The organism is Nostoc sp. DSM 114159, from assembly GCF_053470285.1.
This window is the reverse complement of sequence record NZ_JBPFEH010000001.1, coordinates 8,150,008-8,169,244: the sequence shown is the minus strand read 5'-3', so window position 1 is coordinate 8,169,244 and position 19,237 is coordinate 8,150,008. Positions and strand designations below refer to the sequence as shown.

Genomic DNA, 19,237 nt, shown 5'->3' with positions numbered 1-19,237 from the left:
AAAAAATACTCAGTACAAATCTACTTGGTGAAGGAGCAACTTCCCTTGTAGAGCCACTGCAATCTTTTAACTCAACCCTCTTCATCGTACCTGTTTAAGAGCATCAACTTGCTTAGTAAATAACTCCGTGAATAAACTAAGCACAGTCCGTTCTTCGCGCACTTTTATATTGGCACTGATGGACATACCTGATTGCAAGTTAACTTTTTTGTCTTTAATCACTAGGGATTGTCTATCTAATGAGACTTTTGCCGGAAATCTGTAAAACTGATGGGTTTGGTCTGGCGGTAATGCGTCTGAACCTATCTCAGTCACTTTTCCCTTAATATCGCCAAACTCGCTGTAAGGAAAGGAGTCAATTCTGACATCTACTTTCATACCTTTTCGGACAAACCCAATATCTTTGTTAGTGATGAAAACTTCAGCGATATAGTTTTCTTTGGGGACAATTTGCAACAGTTTTGTAGTTGGAGTTGCAACAAATCCAGGGTTTTTTGCTTGCAAATCGAAAACTGTTCCGGCTACAGGTGCGCGGAGTTCTTGATATTTAACGTTTAACTGTGATTGAGATATTTTGCTATTGACATCTGCCAAACGCTGCTCATTTTCCAGCACAACTTTCATGAATTGGCTATCGATTTCGGCAATTCGCTGTTTGTTATCAGCTATCTTATCCAAAATGTTTTTATCAGAAACAGCGACCGTATTGCTTAACTCTTGTTGTCCTTTTTCTATATCAAATTGGAGACGTTTCAGTTCTTCACCTAGTTGCGCTACTTCTGCCGTGCGGTTTTGAACTTCTTGTTGCTGGTTGAGATACTGAAGTTGAGAAATACCACCTTCTTCTGCTAATATCTTCAGCTTATTTAAAATCCCCTCTTGAATAGCTAAACTTGATTTACTATCTTCCAGCTTAATTTGATTTTGAACCAGTTGTTTTTTGGTTTTTTCGACTTCTAATCGGGCTGCGGAAGACCGAGAGTCTAATTCTTGTTTGGCAACTCGTAGAAGTTGTTGTTCATCAATTCCGACTCCAGAATCTTGACCAGAATTTTTTAATTGAGTGCGGAATAATTCATTTTCTGCTACTAATGCTGCCCGACTTTTCAACAGAAAAGCAGTTTCTTGTGGCAAGTTACTACGCAAATATAACAGTTCAGATCCATTGGCAGTACTTGCATTCATCAATCGCCGATAAATCTGATTTTCTTTCATTAATGCAAGGCGAATTTTATTCAAAGAATTTAATTCGGCAACAGAGGCTATGGAATCAAAAGTTAGCAGTATATCACCTGGCTTCACTTCTTGTCCATCTTTTACATTAACTGTTTTCACTACTCCACTCACAGGAGCCTGAACTTCTTTGACTGTTCCTTGAGGTTTCAATTGCCCGGTTGCTGGCACTACTTGCTCAATTTTTGCAAAATAAGTCCAACCAATACCAAAGCAGGCTAACCCCACTAGTGTAATCATGATTGTACGCGACCAAATTGGAGATTGGCGCAAGACAATAGATTGCTCAAATTCCAGATTGTTTAAGTTAGTTAAAGACTCTTGAGCAGCTTTTTGTTGTTTTGTCAGGACTTGTGAATCGTGCTTTACTCCATTTTTGTGATTGCCGTTTTTGTGATTGCCGTTGAGGTGATTCCCATTAAGTTGAGTCATAACGATTTTGGGTTTTGGACTTGTCGTGAGCGTTCAGTCGAACGATTTTGAATTTTTTGTGGGTTGGGCAATGTTTCCCGATGCCAAAAACCTTTGCCCTCAAGAATGATTAATTACAAGTTTACATCTTGTTGCTGATACAGGTAATAATAATGACCCTTAGTAGCCATTAATTCTTGATGGCTACCTTGTTCTATAACCCTGCTGTTATCCATCACAACAATCATATCTGCATTACTGACAGTATTCAATCGGTGGGTAATAAAAAATACTGTATCGCCCTTGAATGCTTTGGCTAAATTGAGACATATTTGCCGTTCTGTAGGATAGTCTAATGCGCTAGTTGCTTCGTCTAAAACTAATAATTTTGGTCGTTGTAAAACTGAACGAGCGATCGCAATTCTTTGTCGTTGTCCACCGGAAAGTGCAGAACCCCGTTCTCCCACCCGCGTGTTGTAACCGTTAGGTAAGTTCATGATAAACTCGTGGGCACACGCAACCTGAGCCGCTTCGATAATTTCTTCGGTTGTGGCATCGGGATTGGTTAGGGCAATATTTTCCTGAACGCTGCCGTCAAACAATAATGTTTCTTGGGGAACTACACCAATTTGTCGTCGCAACGAATAAAGTTCTACTTTGGCGATATCATAACCATCAATCAAAATTCTGCCAGACTCAGTTTCGTAAAGTCTCAGCAGTAATTTCATCATCGTACTTTTACCAGACCCACTTTGCCCGACAATGCCGATAAATTTACCTGGGGCAAATTCTAGGTTGACATTAGAAAGTTGCAGAGGACCACTTGTACCGAAACGGAAGGAAACATTTTCATATTTCACTGCTCCCTTGATTGAAGGTAAAGGTATATTGTAGCGGTCTGTTTCTGCTTCTTGTGGGGTATCGACAATATCGCTTAAACGCTCTAGAGACAAGGCAGTTTCTTGGAAGCTTTGCCAGAGTTGAGCTAAACGTAATATTGGGCTGGTGACATAACCCGATATAATCCTAAAGGCAATTAATTCGCCTAAAGTTAGTTGTTGTTGCAGTACTAAATAAGCTCCTACCCACAAAACTAGTAAGCTACTGAGTTTGTTGAGAAAGTTGCTAGTAGAGTTAGCGAGGGTAGAAGTCACAACTGTTTTAAAACCAGCGGCGACAAATCGGGCGTAACGCTCTTGCCAGGAAAAGCGCGATCGCAATTCGATATTTTGCGCTTTTACTGTTTGAATTCCTGACATCACCTCCACTAAATAAGATTGAGTTTCGGCGTTGCGTTCGGCTTTGGCACGTAACTGTCTGCTAATGGTGGGAGAAGCAACTAAGGTGATAATCACAAATATTGGAATTGTGCTTAAGCCGACTAACGTGAGTTGCCAACTGTAAATCAGCATCACACCTATATAAACCAGCGAAAACAAAGCGTCTAATCCGACTGTTAAAGCAGTACCAGTCAAGAATTGGCGAATATTTTCTAGTTCGTTTATGCGAGTGGAAAGTTCACCCACCGGTCGGCGTTCAAAATAGCGCAGTGGTAGACGTAGTAAGTGGTCAATGATTTGCGACCCTAAACCCATATCGATCCGGTTCGTGGTATCGACAAATAAGTAGGTTCGTAAAGTAGTCAACACTGCTTCAAATAGTCCGACTACTAAGAGCAAAATCCCCAAAATATGTAGTGTGCCAATACTATTTTGAGTGATAACTTTGTCGATAATTAATTGAACGACTAGAGGATTTGCCAAAGCTGCCAACTGCACGAAAAAGGAAGCGATAAAGACCTCTATCAGAACTCGACGGTGCTTTGACAAATAGGGCAGAAACCACCGTAAACTAAAGCGTTCTTGGGGTGTTTGGTTGGTCGTAGTCAGCAGTAATACCCTAACTTTGGGCGGAAAGTCAGTTGGATCGACATCTAATTGTTCAACCAATTGAGCTACTTTGCAGCGCACAATTCCTTTGGATGGAACACCTACAACCGCAATATTTGCATTTACTTCATATAAAACGGCAAAATTATCACCGTAGTGAATAAGCGCAGGTGTCGGAATGCGCGTTACTGAAGCGACTGGTAACTCTATCAACTGCGCCTTCAGTCCAATTAACTCTGCTAGGTAAGCAGTAACTTGAAACGATATAGTCCCCTGACGTTTGATTTGCTCAGTTAAGATCCGGCGAACCACCTCGCGACGAAACGGCATTTCTAAATGCTTCGCGATCATTTGGAAGCAGGCGAAGGCTGAATTTAGTTCTCCTTTACCGCCAAAAAATGGATATTTTTGTTTTGACGGATTCTTCGAGTTTTGGGGGACTGGCTGTGGAACTATTTCGTCTGATGCGTAGGGAATAATATCTAAGTCGTCAGCGCTATCTCTATCTACTTTGGTTTCAGTTACCGCAAGTTCTATCTCATGACTAGTTTCTAAGATCAAATCTGACGGATGTATACCAAGCAAGCGTGCGGGGTTTTGACCGATGACCTGAATTTTGTCTCTGTCATCGTCTGGTTCTAGGCGATCGCCAGGTGAAAAATTCGTGACTGTACCACCGCCACTCACAAACCAAACGCTTTTGCTATCCAGTTGGTGGAAGGGAGTTTTGCCGGAAGGGAGATAATGTATTTTCGCCTGTGGTAAGGCTTTTTCTGTCAGTTCTCTGAGATTTAAAGTAGCGATCGCTTGCTTTTGCCAATAGGAAGCGAGAATATCGAAAACTTCTACCAAATAACTGCGGTTCTTGCGAGCTTCGGCAAAAGCTGGGTATGAAGCCAGAAAGCTAAAATATGCTGATGCACTCAAGGTTAAACATACTACTTCGGTGGAAGCGATCGCTGTTTCACAGGGGACATCGCGCAACAAACCAATTTCACCGATAATTTCCCCAGGTTGTAGTAATTTTAGGGTAATTGGCAATTGCGTCTGAGGGTCGTATCCCAACAAGCGCACTTGTCCCTCATAAATGATCGTGATGCGTTCCGGGAGACTTTCTTTACCGATGATTTTCTGGCCTATGCGATAGCGCCAGGCTTGCAGTTGTTCTGATAGATTAGCGATCGCTCCATCTGGCAACTGCTCAAACCCCTCTAGGGCGGTGAGAAATTCGGGAAAAGTGTTCTTAATATAAGTCATATAAAACAAGTTAAAGTGAGGAGTTAAGTTGAAAATATTAGGGGGTATCTCTTGTACTAACAGTAGCAGTGTTTGGTTTTATGCCAGCAGTAACAATACTTCTGTGGGATTCAGGTGTTTAAATGTGTAAAAGCACAGAGGATAAGTTCGTCTAATTGCAGACCTGTATTTATATCACACGGTGACGATTGTTATGTGTTTTTCAAAAGGAAGCATACTCTAAATAGATCGAAGACAAGTTATCACTTGGTTAACGCTACATAATTTATACAAAATTAAAATCAATATTTAGTATTGCAATTATGCAAGATGGATACTTATCATCAAACCAAAACACATAAACGTGGTTGTTAAATTTAGCGCTGCATATTTTAGTTTATGATAGTCAACATGAAAATATCACAGATGCTTTTCTAAGTAAATACCCTAATTAAGAATTATGTAATAAAAAAAACTTTAAATTTCTAAATTATTTTTGACAAATTCTTGAATACAGGGATTGACAATATCATTAATAGCGAAAAACAGGAGCTTTCCTCGTTAAACATCGCCTATACTTAATTATGAAAGAATTCTCCATCACTTTTTTGCTAGCTTAATTTAATAAAAATTAACTGGTAAAATAAAGATTTTTTGTCCCCTTAAAGGAGTCAACTATTAAATTTATGAAGGAAAGACAATAACTGCCTTCAGTAAATTTACTAGTTTAATTAATAGCAAGTCCATTTAATCACCATGCATAAAACAACCTCATACTGTAACCGGGATGAGGTTGTTGAATTTTCCTAAGTAATTAAGCTAATGCGCCTACATATTGCACAAACTCCGTTAAGACCGTCATTAGTCATTAGTCACTTGTACTGAGCGACTCGTACCGACTTGTGCCGAGCGAAGTCGAGGTAGCGGAGCCGAGGTAAGCCGAAGTATTAGTCATTTGTGTTTACCAACTGGACTTTGGACAATTGACTTAGGACAACCTTCACCAGTTGATGTGCTTTTCTTTTCGCGTAACAGCTTACTCGCCTTTGATACTAGCCAAGATTGGCACTCAAATTGACCTGCACAATTACATCGTTGTAATCTTTATCACCACCATTTGGTAAATCCTCAAAACCAAAGGTGTTATTTCCCAATAGTCGAATGTGATCTACCTTATCTGAATTAGCACCCAAAAATGTGAAGTAAACATTCTTATTGCCATTGCCATTAAGAATCGCATCAGGTCTGCCATCCACAATAATAAATGGTGCAAACAAAGAATTCGGATCAAAAGTGCCAGTGGAATTTGTAGTGCCTTGGTTGCTTACCGTCAAGTCAATGCCTGCAACACGCCCACGCACAGCAGCTTCGGCGTAGCCAGCCTGACCAACGAGAATATCTGCCGTGCCATCGCCATTGGTGTCAATACCACCATTTTCATCAGCCACCCGATAAAAGCCGACAAAGTTATTGTAAGATGCCTCTCTGTTGACTTGAAACTCAGCTGTTACCGATTGTGTCACACTCCGTAAATCAATCAGTTCGCCTTGATATTCACCTTGCACACCAGTACCTAAAGATACCTCTTGATTGGTTGGCTGAATATCCACAACCAAATTCTGAAAATTAAGAGAAAACCCTTGATTTTCTATGTTGTTATTTGTACCTGAAGAAAAAAGCACACTTGAGGAGGGGGTTTTTCCAGACAGTACAGCTTGAGTAGTACTGTTGGATACCAGATAAAATCTGAGTCTGGTATCAGAGTTGAATTCTAATATGTTTTTCAGGTCGGCGGGATTAAAACCATTAGGCAAATTGGCAAGAGTGGAGAAAACCACCTTTGAACGCAAAAGAGCCGCTTGTGTATAGCCTTCTGCACCAGGGGCTATGCCGTTAATCCTACCTTCTTCATCGTCAACAGTAAATACATTTAGTTCATTCACCTCTTTAGAGGTGTTGTTTTTAATCTTGACTGAGAGTTTTGCTTTATCACCTTCATTGTTCAGCTTAGTCTTGACACTAAAGATATCGCCTGTAATTGTGACTAGAGGAGTATTGTCAGCAACCGTAAGTTGAAACACATCACTGGTTTCCTCTCCAGCAATATCCTTAGCTGTGACTTTGATATTCAAACTACCTACATCCTCATTCTCAGGAGTACCACTGAAGGTAAAGGTAGTAGGATTGAAGTTCAACCAAGTGGGTAGTAGCTCATCATTTTCCAGGGTTGCAGTGTAGGTGAGGATGTCTCCAACATCCACATCGCTAAAGGTGTCATCTGGGACGGTGAAGTTAAAGAGTGTGTCTTCGGTGACTTCTTGGTCTGCAATTTCTTTTACCAAGACAGGAGGATCGTTGACATTATTAATCGTGATTTTAAACACATCACTGGCTTGCTCTCCTGCAAAATCTTGAGCGGTAACTTTGATGTTTATACTACCTACGTCTTCATTTTCAGGAGTGCCACTGAAAGTCCTGGTAGCAGCATCGAACTTCAACCCTGTCGGTAAAGGCGTATCGTCGGGCAGAGTTGCAGTGTAGGTAAGGGTATTTCCGACATCTGGGTCAGTGAAAGTGTCATCTGGTACAGTGAAGCTGAAGAGAACACCTTGAGTGGCTTGTTGGTCTGCGATCGCCTTGGACAAGACTGGAGGAGTATCAACAGTAAGTTTAAACACATCACTAGCTGTTTCTCCACCAACATCCTTAGCGGTAACTTTGATGTTTAGACTACCTACGTCCGTATTCTCAGGAGTACCACTGAAAGTCTTGGTAGTAGCATTGAACTTCAACCCTGTCGGCAAAGGCGTATCGTTGTCCAGAGTTGCAGTGTAGGTGAGGCTATCTCCGACATCTGGATCGGTGAAAATGTCATCTGGTACAGTGAAGCTGAAGAGAATACCTGGGGTGGCTTTTTGGTCTACGATCGCTTTGGACAAGACTGGAGCAGTTAGTACTGAAGCGTAAACTGCCATTACTTCTGGCTGAAATGCCAGAGTAGGAACAATTGCGCCCGTAGAAACTTCCAGTTCCCAGTCACCACCTAATGCAGTACTCCCCGTTAAGTTATCAGACGCCGCTACTACTGCACCTGTGAATTCACTCAGACGTTGTACAAATGCTTTACCTTGCTCTGTTTGCCCAACTTCGCAACCATACAATAGTAGTTGTGCATCTGTACTCAAAACATTTGCCCAGTCCATGAGTTGCCAAGCATAATGGTTGAGGGTTTCGTAGCTGAGTTGACTGTTTCCCAGGTAGACTTGCCCTGGTGCGCCGTGAGAAACAATGTGTAGAGTATTGATTTCCCGATGAGTTGCCAGCACTTGGCTAATTTGTTCAATGCCATTCTGGTCAGGATCTAAGACTACAACAGAGGTATTCGGCAATACACCTGCTACTAGACTTTGGTAGTTCTCAACCTGTGGGTCTATGAAAACTAGGTGAGTAGCAGGTATTTGCTCATACAAGTCTTGAGTTGATTGGGTAGCGATCGCGATCGGGATGGTGTCTGACATAATTACTCTTATTAATTAATAGTTTTTTCGTTGCAGCCGTTGCGTGCTATATCCTGGAAATCACGTAGAAGCAGGATTTTTTTGGCATAGCCAAGGAGCCAATTATTAAACTGATATAAAAATCATATTTGATTTATGGACAAGATTTTAGATAAAATCCCGATCGAATGGGCTTTTCAGTCTCAGCATGTTTTCAAAAATTAAATCGGAATCCGAATATAAATATAAAAAGCTAATGGTAAACTTCAGTAAATATACTGCCTAAACCTTCGGCTCGATATTACCATACCATCAATAATAGACCTCTTGGCAAAAGTGCTTTTTGCACTCTTGGGGAAAAGGTTTTGGTTAAAGGGGAAGGGGACTTTTGCAGTACCTTTTCTCCTTTTCCCGACTTATGCAATAAGTCTAATAATAAATGGCCCAAACAGAGAATCAGCTTTGAAAGTCGCGGTGTAATTAACTGTCCCTTGGTTATTCACCGTCAAAAAATACCTGTAACACGCTGATGCACAGGTTCAAGACTGATACAAAGGTTTTATTGGCGATCGCATTTATACATATATGAGTCCATACGATCGCCATGCAGAAAACAACCTCACCCCGCAACCGGGATGAGGTTGTATTATTTTTATAAGTAATTACTCGCCTTCGATCTAGGCAAGATTGACATTCAAATTGATCTGCACAATCATATCGTTGTAATCTTTATCACCACCATTGGCTAAATCCTCAAAACCAAAGGTGTTATTTCCCAACAGTCGAATGTGATCTAGCTTATCTGAGTTAGCACCCAAAAATGTGAAGTAAATCTTTGGATCGTTATTGGCATTATTATCGAGAAACTTATCCGCTTTACCATTGATAATAATAAAGGGTGCAAATAACGAATCAGTTCCGAAAGTGCTGGTAGATGTTGCCGAACCTTGATTGCTCACCGTCAAGTCAACGCCTGTAACACGCCCACGCACAGCGGCTTCGGCATAACCTGCTTGTCCAACGAGAATATCTGCTTTACCATCGCTATTGGTGTCAATGCCACCATTTTCATCAGCCACCCGATAAAAACCGACAAAGTTGTTCAATGCAGCTTCTCTATAAACTTTAAAGTCAGCCTTTACCGGTTTTCCTACACCCCGTAAATCAATCAGTTCGCCTTCCTTTTTGCCTTGCAAATTTGTACCCAAAGATATTTCTTGATTTGTTGCCTGAACCGTTACAGCGAAATCTTGGAAGTTAAGAGAAAAGCCTTCCTCTGCTGTGTTGGTATTTGTGGCTGAGGAAAAAACCACACTTGAAAAAGATGCTTTTCCAGACAGTACAGCCTGAGTAGTACTGTTGGATACGCTATAGAATCGGAGTTTGGTATCAGAGTCAAATTCTAAGACGTTATTCACATCGTCATGCTTGAAACCCTTGGGCATATTAGCAAGGGAGAAGAAAATCACCTTGGAGCGTAGAAGAGCAGCTTGTGTATAGCCTTCTGCACCAGGAGCTATGCCATCAATCTTACCTTCATCATCATCAACATTAAATACACACAGCTCATTCACCTCTTTAACAGTGCTGGTTTTAATTTTGATGGAGATTTTTGCTTTATTGCCTTTAGTCTTCAGCTTAGTCTTGACACTAAAGATATCGCCTGTAATTAATGTGAAAAGAGTAGTAGGAGTATTTTTATCGGCAACCCCAAGCGTAAATGTATCACTAGCTTGCTCTCCAGCAATATCTGTAGCAGTGACTTTGATGTTTAGATTACCTACATCCTTTTTTGTGGGAGTCCCACTGAAGGTAAGGGTAGCAGGATCGAACTTCAACCAAGTAGGCAGTAGGTCATCATTTTCTAGAGTTGCAGTGTAAGTCAGGGTATCTTCAACATCTGCATCGCTAAAGGTTTCAACTGGAAGGGTGAAGTTGAAGACACTATCTTCGGTGGTTTCTTGGTCAAGAATTTCATTTGTCACCTCTGGCGCATGATTCAAAGAGGCACTAAACACCGCCACAGCAGAGTCATCAGATCCAGCAGTATAAAGGTATTTGCCATCGGAGCTGAGAGTTACAGAAACCGCACCACCAAGTCCATCAACACCATCTGTATCATCTTTTTGAACTTCTACAAAACTTAGTTTGCCTGTGGTTGTATCCCGCTCAAACACAGCTACAGCTGAGTCATCATATCCAGCAGCATAGAGGTATTTTCCATCGGAACTGACAGTAATGGAAGAGACACCACCAAGCCCATCGACACTACTGATACCATCTTTTTGAACTTCCACAAAACTCAGTGCGCCTGTGGTTGTATCCCGCTCAAACACAGCTACAGCCGAGTCATCATATCCAGCAGCATAGAGGAATTTGCCATCGGGGCTGACTATGAGGGATTTAGCACCAGCAAGTCCATCGACACCATTTGTATCATCTTTTTGAACTTCCACAAAACTCAGTGCGCCTGTGGTTGTATCCCGCTCAAACACAGCTACAGCCGAGTCATCATATCCAGCAGCATAGAGGTATTTTCCATCGGGGCTGACTGTGAGAGATTCAGCACCAGCAAGCCCATCAACACCATTTGTATCATCTTGTTGAACTTCTACAAAACTCAGTGCGCCTGTGGTTGTATCCCGCTCAAACACAGCTACAGCCGAGTCATCATATCCAGCAGCATAGAGGAATTTGCCATCGGGGCTGACGATGAGGGATTTAGCACCAGCAAGCCCATCGACACCATTTGTATCATCTTTTTGAAATTCTACAAAACTCAGTGCGCCTGTGGTTGTATCTCGCTTAAATACCGCTACAGCCGAGTCACTATATCCAGATGCATAGAGGAATTTTCCATCAGGGCTGACAGTGAGGGATTCAGCACCAGCAAGCCCATCGACACCATTTGTATCATCTTTTTGAAATTCTACAAAACTCAGCGCGCCTGTGGTTGTATCTCGCTTAAATACCGCTACAGCCGAGTCATCATATCCAGATGCATAGAGGAATTTGCCATCGGGGCTGACTGTGAGGGATTTAGCACCAGCAAGTCCATCGACACCATTTGTATTATCTTTTTGAACTTCTACAAAATTCAGGATTTTCTGTGTCATATTTTCCTTGAGATTGCAAAATAGTTTGTAAAAGTAATCTTCTTTTCTAGCAAAGTGAAGAATGTACTATATAGCTTATTGTCTGATTTTTATTCAAGCCTCAGTATATATACTACGTATTTTCCAGCTTCTAACTGATACAAGGGCTTTAATGGCATCAAATTTATACATGTATAGTTAAAGTTATTACCCACAAATAAAACAACCCCATCCCGCAAGCGAGATGAGGTTGAAAGCTATAACTATTTCTGTAAATTTAGATGTCTACAATAGCTCGATCTATACAAGCCCTCATTTTTTCAGCTAGAGTTCGAGCATGGGGTTCTCTAAAAATAGAGTCGTGGTTTCCTGGGACATTTTGAATATCCAAATCTCCTAATACCATTTCACTCCAACCCATTTTGGGGTCAACCTCCCGTTTTTCTAATGCATTGCGCTCTTCTGCTCGGAATACAGTAACTCGACCTGGATAAGCTTTTAGAACGTATTCTCTGGCTGCCTGTTTATTGGCCTCTTCGATTGTTAATTTACGGTAGTTATAAGGTACAGTCCGCCAGATTCTTAAGGAAAACTTAAAGATCAATTTTCGGAACTTTTCTTGAAATTTATACTTCAGCCAAGAACTTTTGTTCCTGATTTGCTCAAGCACGTAATTAGTTCCAAGTTTTGTCAGGTTGTCCCAATGCTGAGAAACTCGCTTTTCTAATGGCGCTTGTTTAATGTAATTTGGGCCAGTAGTATCAAATAAAGCTAACAGAGCTACTTTTTGACCTTGTTTGACTAGTTGTTGAGCCATTTCCCAAGCTACTAATCCGCCAAAAGAAGAGCCACCCAAAAAATAAGGGCCTTCAGGTTGAATAGTTTGTATCTCTTTGATGTAATGAGCCGCCATTTCTGCAAGCTTGGTAAAGGGAGCTTCTTTTCCACTTAATCCTCGTGCTTGTAATGCATAAAATGGCTGATTTTCACCTAAATGAAGTGATAAATCTCGATAGTAGAGGACACTTAAACCAATTGCATGGATACAAAATAGAGGTGGCTTAGAACCGTTGGGCTGCATTGGTACTAGTGATGACCAAGGTATCGATTTTCCTGAGTTGGGAGTAGTACTACTTTTAACTTTATTATGGCTTTCTGGGAAAAACCCTTGCTGGCGAATAAAATTAGTTAATTGCTCAATAGTTGAATATTGCAAGAGAATAGCTAAGGGCAGGTTTAGTTCAAATGTTTTTTCAATCTGAGAAAACAAGTGTACTGCAAGTAGTGAGTTTCCACCTAAATCAAAAAAGTTGTCTTTTATGCCAATGGGATGCATACCTAAAAGGTCTTCCCAAATTTTAGTTAACTGAAGTTGTAATGGATCTTCTGCTGTGGCAAATATTTTTTCTGTTTTAGAATTAGTTGGATTCAGTGCAGATAAAGCTTTGCGATCGACTTGACCATTAGCATTCAATGGCAGAGAATCGACTATGAAAAAGGCAGAAGGCAACAAATATTTAGGCAGCTTTTGCTGGAGAAAACTCAGCAGTTGCTCACTCCCAAAAGTTTCTCCTTGTTTGGGAACAATATAAGCAACTAAACTTTTATCCCCAGGAACATCTTCTTTGGCAATCACCACAGTTTTTTGTACGCCTGGATATTGCTCTAAAATTGTTTCAATTTCAGCCAACTCAATGCGAAAGCCGCGAATTTTTACCTGATTGTCTAAGCGGTCTAAAAGCTCAATGTTGCCGTCATTTAAGTAGCGTCCTAAATCACCAGTTCTGTAAAGGTATGCCCCAGATTCGCTGCTAAAGGGATTGGGGATAAATTTCGCAGATGTTAATTCGGGACGATTAAAGTGGCCTTGGGTAACACCGATACCGCTGATGTAAATTTCACCAGTTACACCAATAGGGAGGAGTTGCGATCGCCCATCAAGAATGTAGACTTGGGTATTGGCGATCGCTTTTCCTATGGGAATTTCTGACCGAGTGTTACTGGCTTCAGTGGCAGTCTTAGGATCGTAAACTGTGGCGGTTAAGGTTGTTTCTAGCGAGCCATAAGCATTCAGCCAGCGTACTTGCTTGCCAACTTTTTCTACCCAAGTTAGATAAGCATGGCGTGAAACTTTTTCACCACCAACCATCACTAAGCGCAAGCTAGCTGGCAAGGTTTGGGGAGATAGAGATGGCTCTTTAACTAACTCATACCAAAAAGAAGTAGGTAAATTGACAACAGTAATCTGTTGTTGAGCAATGAATAGGAAAAATTGTGCTGTCGAGTTTTGTAGCTTTTGAGGCTGGAGAATTGCGGTAGCACCAGTAATCCAACAGGGGAAAAGTGATTCAATAAAAGTATCGCAGCTGATACTAGGTATAAGTAATAGGCGATCGCTCTGGGTCAACTCCCAAGTTTCACTTATTGCCAAGCTGTGGCTGACAAGATTATGGTGGGTAATAGCTATACCGTTTGGTTTTCCATTGGAGCCGGACACATACATTACACAGGCGAGAGTCCGATATGTGCCATAACTTTCTGGATTTTCAGTCACGTGTACGGCAATAACTTCCCACTCACTATCCAAACAGATAGCTTGTGCTTGATGCTCAGAGAGTTTGTCAACTAATGAGCTTTGGGTTAACACCAAAGATATTTGGGCATCTTCTAAAATCACAGCCAGACTATCTTGCCCAGATGTCGGAGCGATCGGTACGTAAGTTCCACCGACTTTTAAAATACCCAACAGCCCGACAATCATCTCTAGGGAAGGCTCTAGATAAAGACCGATGAGTACCCCCGATTCTACCCCTAAAGTTTGCAAATAGTAGGCTAGTTGATTTGCCCGTTGGTTAAGTTCTTGATAAGTTAGTTGCTGATTTTCAAACCTGACTGCAATCTTATTTGGAGTTGCTTTAGTTTGAGTTTCAAACCACTGATGGATACAAGTATCCTGGGGATAATCAGCTTGTTTGCTATTCCACTCAACTAACAATTGATGTTGTTCCGGTGCTGTCAACAGGGGTAATTCAGCGATCGGGCGATCGGGATTAGCAACAATACCTTCAAGTAAAGTTTTGAAGTGTCCCAACATCCGCTCTATGGTACTGGCATCAAACATCTCGGCATTGTAATCAAATACCATACCTAGACCATTATCCTGTTCCCGCAAGACCAATGTCAGATCGTATTTGGTCTTGCCATGATAGATGTAGCCAAATAAAGAAGTGATAGTCAAATCAGGTAGTTGCACTGATGCCATACCACGACCATTCGACCAAGGAGGATTGAGGGAGAATTTTACCTGCAACAGGGGCGAGCTATTGCGACTTCGCTGTTCTGGTCTAAGTTCTTCAATTAGCTTCTCAAAGGGTAGGTCTTGATGGGTGTAAGCTTCTAAGCAATCCTTACGCACGCGGTCTAATAATTCTCGGAAAGTTGGGTTTCCTGCAAAATTACTCCGCAGTACAAGAGTATTAGAAAAAAATCCAATCAGCCCCTCGGTTTCAACTTGTCCTCGACCTGCACTTGCAAAGCTAATTAGTAAGTCTTCTTGTCCAGAATAACGGTAGAGCAATAGCTCAAATGCTGCCAGTAGAGTCATGAACAGGGTGACACCCCATTTTTGACTCAAGTCTGTTAGGGCATGGTTCAGCGTCTTTGATAGCAGCAGGGCCCCGCGATCGCCTCGATAGGTTTGCACTCCTTGAGGACGGGGGCGATCGTAAGGTAACTCAATGATCGGTAAATTGCCTTCTAGCTTTTGCTTCCAGTAGTTTACCTGTGACTCTAAAACTTCTCCTTGGAGCCATTGATATTGCCAATTGGTAAAATCAGCATACTGTACTGGTAAGGGAGTTAAAGGAGAAACTTGACCTGCTGATAATGCTTTATAGATGGTAGTGAGGTCTTGATAGAACAGATCGGACGAAGCACCATCACAAACTATGCAGTGCATATTCCAGATTAGCAGATGTTCGCGATCGCTCAATCGCAGCAATAACACCCGCAAAATCGGCCCATTAGCTAAATCAAAGGGTTGATGAGCTTCTTTTGTTGCCAGTAGGTGAGCTTCTGCCTCTCGTTGTTCATCAGGTACTTGCCGCAAGTCAATTATTGGCAATGTCAAGGAAACATCGGTGGCAATGACTTGAGTGGGTTTTCCATTCACTGCTGGAAAAGTTGTCCGCAGAACTTCATGGCGACGGACGACTTCTCTTAAACTTTCCTCTAAGACAGCAACATTGAGATTCCCCGTAAAACGCACCACAACCGGCATATTATTTGAGGAACTATCAGGCTCAAACTGATGCAGGAACCATATCCGTTGCTGACCAAAGGAAAGCGGCAAGTTGCCATTCCGTTCACAAGCGACAATTGGGGGAATCTGTGAACTGGCGGCTGTAGTAATTTGTCGGAGAAAGTTGATGATTTCGGCTTTTTGAGTTTTTAACTCCGTCAGCAATTCTGGTGTGAGACTATCTTTTGCCGCCCGATAACGTAAGCGATCGCCTTCTAGCCAAAGTTTAACATCGCGCTGACGTAGCTCAGATAGTAGTTCATCTAATGTTTTCATAGCTCACCTTCCTCGTAATCATCAGCCGTTTCACTCTCAGCAGCTTGAACACCTTGGGTTGCCCAACGCAGAGTTTCCACTCGTTCAGCCAAATCTGCTACTGTTGGTAATTCAAATAAATTCGACATCAGAATTTCTGCTTGCAAAGCTTGGCGCATTCGAGAAATCACTTGAATTCCTAGTAGAGAATATCCACCCAATTCAAAAAAGTTGTCGTAAATCCCGACTCGCTTGACATTTAAAACCTGCGTCCAGATATCTGCAATCTGCTGCTCAATGGAAGTGCGAGGCGCTACATAATTTGCCTCCAGTTCTGGGCGGGAAGCATCTGGTTTTGGCAATGCCTTGCGATCGACTTTGCCATTGGGGGTTAACGGCATAGCTTCTAGTGCCATAAAGATCGTTGGCACCATAAAGTCAGGAAGCTGTTGTTTCAAGAATCGACGCAACTGTGAAATCACTTGCAAGCTATCTTGACCAGTTTCGGCAACAATATAACCGACTAGACTAGTCTCATTAGGAGTGTCTTCTCGAACAATGACAACGGCTTCTTTTACTTCTGGATGTTGCAAGAGTGCGGTTTCAATTTCACCCAATTCTATGCGGAAACCACGTAATTTTACCTGATAGTCGATACGACCCAAGTATTCAATATGCCCATCTAGTAAATAGCGAGCCAAATCTCCAGTTTTGTATAAACGCGATTCCGGGTTTGGGCTGAAGGGATTAGAAATAAATCTTTCAGCAGTCAGTTCGGGACGATTCAGATATCCCCTTGCTAGTCCTTCGCCACCAATATACAACTCACCTGATATACCAATGGGAACGGGTTGTAAATGGGAGTCTAAAATGTAGATTTGCGTATTAGCTAGAGGGCAACCAATGTTTATTGCTTTATTTGCCGTTGTCACCTTATAGCCTGTTGACCAAATCGTTGTTTCTGTGGGCCCGTAGAGGTTCCACAGACAAGCTCCTTTTGGTAATAATTGATTTGCGAGGTCTCTAGGTAAGGCTTCACCTGTGGAAATCATCTTCAATTGAGGACTACCTTGCCATCCGGCTGCCAGTAATAGCCGCCAAGTAACTGGCGTCGGTTGCATAAAGGTTGCGCCGGAGGTGGTTAGGGTTTTTAACAGTTGAGTACCATCAGCCGCAACTTCACGACTCACCAATACTAACTTCGCACCTACAGACAGAGGTAGAAAAATTTCTGAAACGGCAATATCAAAAGATAGGCTAGTAACAGAGAGGAGAGTATCTTCAGCAGTTAAACCGGGTTCTTTTGCGATCGCATTCAAGAGATTAACAGCACTCTGATGTTGAATTTGAACGCCTTTCGGTTGACCTGTGGAGCCAGATGTATAGATGACGTAGGCTAAGTTATTGGCAGTGACGTTATGTGTTGGGTTATCTAACCCGGAATTATTTATGGATTGCCAATTGCTATCAAGGCAAACAATCTTTGCCTGATGGTTGGGTAGTCCCGATTTTAGCTTCTCCTGCGTTAGTAGCACTGACACCTGAGCATCTTGCAGCATGAAAGCTAAACGTTCTTGAGGATAAGCATAATCTAACGGTACATAAGCTCCCCCGGCTTTGAGAATGCCTAAAACTCCTATAACCATTTCCAAGCTGCGCTCGACACACAGACCAACCAGAACTTCTGGCCCGACTCCTAAGCTTTGGAGGTAATGGGCTAGCTGATTGGCTTGCTGATTCAGTTCGCGGTAGCTAATTTGTTCATTTTCAAAAACTACAGCGATCGCATCTGGAGTCTTCTCCACTTGAGTTTCAAACAGTTGGTGAATGCAGATATCTTGGGGATAAGCTGTTTGAGTATTGTTCCATCTTGCTAATAACTGTTGCTCAACTGCTGGCAAAATTGGCAATTTAGCAATAATTTGATTAGGGTTAGCAACTATACCAAATAACAAAGTTTCAAACTCTGCCATCCGGCGGCGGATAGTATCAGCGTCAAATAAGTTAGTGTTGTACTGGCATTCCAGAATAAGTTCACCATGCGATTCTGTAGCATTGATAAACAGTTCAAAATTCTCGAATGCGCGGGGATTGGAGAAAAATTCTACCTCTAAATCAATAAACGGAAGCCGATCGCTGTCTAAGGCTTGATCGACATTAAATATAATTGGTACTAAGGGAATGCGGCTAGAATCCCGTGGCAATACTAATTTTTTGACCAGACTACCAAAGGTAAATTGTTGATGGTCATAAGCATCTAAGACAGCCGATCGCCGCGTTTGCAAGTAGTCACTGAACGATTTTTCCCCATTAATCTGGCTACGCAATGGTAGTAAATTTACACAGTGACCTACAAGATTATATTGCCCTAAAGCAGCTTGTCCGGCGGCTGGAATACCTACAACTAAGTCGTTTTGTCCTGTCAGACGGTGCAGCCAGACCTCGAATCCTCCCAGAATCGTAGTCATAAAGCTACAACCGAGTTTTGTTCCTAGTTGTTTCAGGTTAGTAACTAATTCGGAATTTAAATGCCAATCTTCGCGGGCGGCGTTAAAGGTTCTGAGTGGAGGACGGGGGCGATCGCAGGGGAAATCGAGTACAGGTACAGAGTCAGCGAATTGTTGTAACCAGTATTGTTCTGTGGCGATCGCTTCTGGACTATCCGCCTCTTCTTCCTGCAAAATCGCATATTCACTTAAGTAGTCTGGTTCTTCTAATTCAGGAACAATACCCTGTTGCAAGCCAGAATAAAATTTACCCAAATCTGGTATCAGCACAGCCCAAGACCAACCATCACAAATAATATGATGGGCTGTCAAAATAGCTAGATGCTCCTGCGGCTGCAATTTGACAATTTTTGCCCGAAATAGAGGACCATGTTCTAAATCAAAAGGTTGCTCTACCTCTTGTCGCAAGATACTAGCTAATTTTTCCTGTTTTTCCTGTGGTTCTAGGTTAGACAATTCAATAATAGGAATTTCAATTTGCCGAGAAGCAACAATGCAGAGTGTATTGCCATCGGTACTAAAAGTTGTCCGTAGTGCTTCATGACGTTGTACTAACTTTTCTACCGCAGATTGGAAAAGTTTAACATCAAGTTCGCCTTTTAGTCGCAGAGATTGAGACTCATTATAAGCACAATTAGCAGCATCGCCCATTTGCACAGAAGCCCAAATTTCTTTTTGTGATTCTGTAGCGGGGGCGGTTAGAAGTAATTCTCCATCTGCAAATGGATCAAAATCAACCGCAGTTAATGTCGATTGGTAATCTACAGGTGATAAGGTCATAAAACTCTATTATTTTCTCAGTTTATTGAATGTG

5 protein-coding genes and 1 pseudogene are annotated in these 19,237 nt (G+C 41.9%); all 6 read right to left on the bottom strand.

Annotation, left to right across the window (positions count from 1 at the left end):
• Nucleotides 1–81 precede the first annotated feature (81 nt).
• Nucleotides 82–1,665 (bottom strand): HlyD family efflux transporter periplasmic adaptor subunit, encoded by a 1,584-nt coding sequence (locus tag ACR5KR_RS34250; protein WP_448269841.1) that lies wholly within the window; start codon nucleotides 1,663–1,665, stop codon nucleotides 82–84.
• A gap of 113 nt (nucleotides 1,666–1,778) precedes the next feature.
• Nucleotides 1,779–4,790, bottom strand: coding sequence for a peptidase domain-containing ABC transporter (locus ACR5KR_RS34245; RefSeq protein WP_448269839.1), 3,012 nt, complete (start codon nucleotides 4,788–4,790; stop codon nucleotides 1,779–1,781).
• 1,031 nt (nucleotides 4,791–5,821) lie between these two features.
• Complete coding sequence (locus ACR5KR_RS34240; RefSeq protein WP_448269838.1) at nucleotides 5,822–8,287, bottom strand: putative Ig domain-containing protein; 2,466 nt, start codon at nucleotides 8,285–8,287, stop codon at nucleotides 5,822–5,824.
• Between the two features lie 656 nt (nucleotides 8,288–8,943).
• Entirely contained in the window at nucleotides 8,944–11,382 is a 2,439-nt protein-coding gene (locus ACR5KR_RS34235; protein WP_448269836.1) for a beta-propeller fold lactonase family protein, read from the bottom strand.
• 256 nt (nucleotides 11,383–11,638) lie between these two features.
• A complete protein-coding gene (locus ACR5KR_RS34230; RefSeq protein WP_445629597.1) occupies nucleotides 11,639–15,937 on the bottom strand; it encodes an amino acid adenylation domain-containing protein in 4,299 nt (1,432 codons plus the stop codon).
• Nucleotides 15,937–19,203: pseudogene (locus ACR5KR_RS34225) on the bottom strand (non-ribosomal peptide synthetase); the annotation flags it as partial. The gene ACR5KR_RS34230 and the pseudogene ACR5KR_RS34225, both read right to left, overlap by 1 nt.
• Nucleotides 19,204–19,237 lie beyond the last annotated feature (34 nt).